General features: G+C 63.6%; 4 protein-coding genes. 3 read left to right on the top strand and 1 reads right to left on the bottom strand.

Going from position 1 to position 3,955, the window contains the following annotated elements:
- Positions 1-782 (bottom strand): 5-aminolevulinate synthase (gene hemA / locus EN750_RS22315; RefSeq protein ID WP_127397663.1); only part of this gene is annotated, 782 nt, incomplete at its 3' end.
- A gap of 268 nt (positions 783-1,050) precedes the next feature.
- On the opposite strand from hemA, the gene galE reads away from it, so the two are divergent.
- The 3 genes from galE to EN750_RS22330 form a co-directional block, all read left to right on the top strand.
- Positions 1,051-2,046 carry a UDP-glucose 4-epimerase GalE gene (galE, locus tag EN750_RS22320; RefSeq protein WP_127397661.1) on the top strand — a complete coding sequence of 332 codons (996 nt, stop codon included), beginning with the start codon at positions 1,051-1,053 and terminating at the stop codon, positions 2,044-2,046.
- 105 nt (positions 2,047-2,151) lie between these two features.
- Positions 2,152-3,402, top strand: coding sequence for a D-amino acid dehydrogenase (locus EN750_RS22325; RefSeq protein ID WP_127397662.1), 1,251 nt, complete (start codon positions 2,152-2,154; stop codon positions 3,400-3,402).
- Positions 3,403-3,404: 2 nt separating this feature from the next.
- Positions 3,405-3,955, top strand: a 551-nt coding sequence (locus EN750_RS22330; RefSeq protein WP_189526381.1) for an alanine racemase, incomplete at its 3' end; no start/stop codon positions are given.

The following is a 3,955-nucleotide window of genomic DNA, read 5'->3' on the forward strand; positions in this document are numbered from 1 at the left end:
GCGCTGGTGCCGGTGATGTAGCCGCCCAGCGTGCCGAACGCCTTGGCCAGCGTGCCTTCGATGATGTCGATGCGGTCGGCCAGGCCTTCGCGCTCGGTGATGCCGCCGCCGCGCGGCCCGTACATGCCGACGGCATGGACCTCGTCGATATAGGTCATGGCGTTGTAGCGCTCGGCGAGCTCGACGATCTCTTTGATCGGCGCGATGTCGCCATCCATCGAGTAGACGCTTTCGAAGACGATCAGCTTGGCGCGTTCGCGTCCAGCCGCCTGCAAAAGGCTTTCCAGATGCGCGACGTCGTTGTGGCGGAAGATCTTCTTCTCGGCGCCGGAACGCCGCACGCCTTCGATCATCGAGGCGTGGTTCAGTTCGTCCGAGATGATCAGGCAGTTGGGCAAAAGCTTCGCGATGGTCGAGATCGAGGCTTCGTTGGAGACGAAACCGGAGGTGAAGACCAGTGCCGCTTCCTTGTCGTGCAGGTCGGCAAGCTCCACCTCGAGCTCGACCAGCGGGTTCGACGTGCCGGAAATGTTGCGGGTGCCGCCGGCGCCCGAACCCATCTTGCCAGCGGTATTCTGGAACGCGGCGATGACGTCGGGATGCTGGCCCATGCCGAGATAGTCGTTGGAGCACCAGACGGTGATTTCCTCGGCGCGGCCATTGGAACGCCAGATGGCGCGCGGGAACTTGCCCGCGATCCGCTCCAGGTCGGCGAAAACGCGGTAGCGACGCTCGGCATGGAGCTGGTCGATCGCTTCCTCGAAGAACCGCTGATAGTTCATATAGGCTTCCCAATTTTTGCGCGGGATCATAATCATTGGCCTGTTGGTCGTCCACCTGGCCTTTTTGGTCAAAATGCCACGCCCCGGACCTGTTCCTAACGATCACGGATCGTGGCCTATTCCCTTGATGTGGATCAACTTTGTTTCAGGACGATGCCCCTAGCCGGCGATGCCGGTTACCACGGTTTCAATGGTTATGCGGCGGGCTTTCCAGTAGAAGCGGGGGTTGAGACAGTTTCCGATAAATCTTGGATAAGCGAGGACGCGGATGACGGTTTTGGTTACAGGCGGTGCCGGGTATATCGGCAGCCACATGGTCTGGGAGTTGCTTGATGCCGGCGAGAGCGTGGTCGTCCTCGATCGCCTTTCCACCGGTTTTGAATGGGCGGTGGCGCCGGAGGCGAAGCTGGTCGTCGGCGACGTCGCCGACAGGGAATTGGTCGGCTCGGTCATCAGGGAGAACAAGGTCGACGCGATCATTCATTTCGCCGGCTCGATCGTGGTTCCGGAATCGGTCGCCGACCCGCTCAGCTACTACGAGAACAACACCTCGAAGACGCGCACGCTGATCGAAACCGCGGTGCGCGAAGGCGTGCCCAATTTCATTTTTTCATCGACCGCCGCCGTCTATGGCGGGGCCGGGCTGGAGCCGGTGCGCGAGGACGCCCGCCTGTCGCCGGAATCGCCCTATGGCCTGTCCAAGCTGATGAGTGAGTGGATGCTGCGCGACGCGTCGATCGCGCATGGCCTGCGCTATACCGCGCTGCGCTACTTCAACGTCGCCGGCGCCGACCCGAAGGGCCGCACCGGCCAGTCGACGCCGGGCGCCACCCATCTGATCAAGGTCGCCTGCGAGACGGCACTTGGCAAGCGGCCGTTCATGCAGGTGTTCGGCACCGATTATCCGACGCCGGACGGCACCTGCATGCGCGACTACATCCATGTCAGCGACCTGGCGGCGGCGCATCGCCTGGCCTTGCAGCGGCTGCGTGCCGGGGGACAAAGCTTCGTCGCCAATTGCGGCTACAGCCATGGCTACTCGGTGCTCGAGGTCATCGACAGCGTGCGCCGCGCCTTCGGCCATGATTTCGAGGTGAAGATGGGCGATCGCCGTCCCGGCGACGCCGCGGCGGTGGTCGCCAATTCGGATCTCGCCCGCGCTGAACTCGGCTGGACCCCGCAACGCGACGATCTCGACCAGATCGTCGCCGACGCGCTCGCCTGGGAGCGCATCTTGACCGGCAAGAACTCCGCGCGCGGCTGAGCCGGGTTCTCCCAAGGGCTCGCAAGGCGGGCAGCGAAGCGCTATTGAAGGCGTTCGCGGCAAGGTGCGGAGGCGCCGCGCCGCGAGGAGCTCTTGGGGGATGGCATGAAAATAACGGTGCTCGGGGCCGGTGTCGTCGGTACGGCGGCCGCCTATTATCTGGCCAGCGACGGCCATGAGGTGACAGTGATCGAGCGCCATCCGGCGGCGGCACAAGGCACCAGCCAGTCCAATGCCGGCCTGGTGTCACCGGGTGACGCCACCGCCTGGGCCTCGCCGGCGGCTTTGAAGACTTTCCTGCGCGGGCTCTACAACCATGATCTCGGCATCAAGGTCAGGCTGCGCCTCGATCCCTATTTCCTCGCCTGGAGCCTGCGTTTCCTGCGCCAGTGCACGGTGGCGCGCCTGCGCGCCAACACCGACATCAAGCTCAGGCTCGCGCTCTATTCGCGTGACTGCATCAATGCGCTTTCGGAAGCGACCGGCATCCACTACGACGAGCGCAAGAAGGGCATCCTCTATTTCTTCCGCTCGCAAAAGAGCCTCGACACCGGTACCGACAATTACCGTTATCTTGCCAAGCACGGCCTGCCGATCGAAATCGTCGGCCGCGACCGGCTGGTCGAACTGGAACCAGGCCTTGCCGGCGTCAAGGACAAGATTGCCGGGGGCGTCTATTCGCCAACCGACCAGACCGGAGATTCCAAGCAGTTTGTCGACAGGCTGGCCGCCTATGCTGCCGAGAAGCTCGGCGTCAAATTCCTGTTCGGCACGACAGTCGAAGGCCTCGACATCGAGGGCGATCATGTGCGCGCGGTGATGACGTCGGCCGGCCCGGTCGCCGGCGATGCCGTGGTCATCTCGATGGGACCGGAGAGCGGCCTGCTCGGGCGCCGCTACGGCATCGACCTGCCTGTCTATCCGGTAAAAGGCTATAGCGCGACGATTCCCCTGGAGGACGAAAGCAAGGGACCGACCATGGGCGGCGCCGACGAGGACCGGCTGATCGGCTATTCCAGGCTGGGCAACCGCTTGCGGATGTCCTCGACGGCTGAATTCACCGGCTTCGACCGAACTTTCAAGCCCGCCGATTTCAAGACGATCATCAGCACCGGCAGGGATCTTTTTCCGGGTGCCTTCGACGAGAAGAAGGCTGTGTTCTGGGCGGGTCTGCGGCCGATGATGCCCAACTCGGTGCCGGTCATCGGCCAGGCTCGCTACAAGAATCTTTATCTCGACACCGGCCACGGCCATGTCGGCTGGACCATGGCCTGCGGCTCGGGGAAAATCCTTGCCGACCTCGTTTCCGGCCGCAAGCCGGAGATCGACCCGCAGGGGCTGGTCTACGGGGGGTAGTGATGTCGGGACCGCAAGTCGCTATCGACCTTGGCCGCATCGAGCGCAATGCGCGCACAATCGTCGAGCGCTGCGCGCTGTCGGGCATAAAAGTGTTCGGCGTCACCAAGGGCACTTGCGGCATGCCGCAAGTGGCGCGCGCCATGTTGCGCGGCGGTGTCGCCGGCATCGCCGAATCGCGTTTCGAGAACATCCGCCGGCTGCGCGACAGCGGCATCAACGCGCCGATCATGCTGTTGCGCAGCCCGCCGATGGCGCGTGTCGAGGAGGTGGTGCGCACCGTCGACATCAGTCTGCAGTCGGAACTCGCCACCATCCGCGAGATATCGCGCATCGCCGAGCGCATGGGCCGCATCCACGACATCATGCTGATGATCGATCTCGGAGATCTGCGCGAAGGCATCTGGCCGAACGACCTGATCCCGACCGTCGAGCAGATACTGCAGTTCAAGGGCGTTCGCATTGCTGGCATCGGCACCAATCTCGGCTGCTTCGGCGCCATCATGCCGACGCCGGAAAATCTCGGCCAGCTCGTTGCCCACGCCTACAAGAC

It is taken from the genome of Mesorhizobium sp. M7A.F.Ca.ET.027.03.2.1, from assembly GCF_003999175.1.
GTDB lineage: Bacteria > Pseudomonadota > Alphaproteobacteria > Rhizobiales > Rhizobiaceae > Mesorhizobium.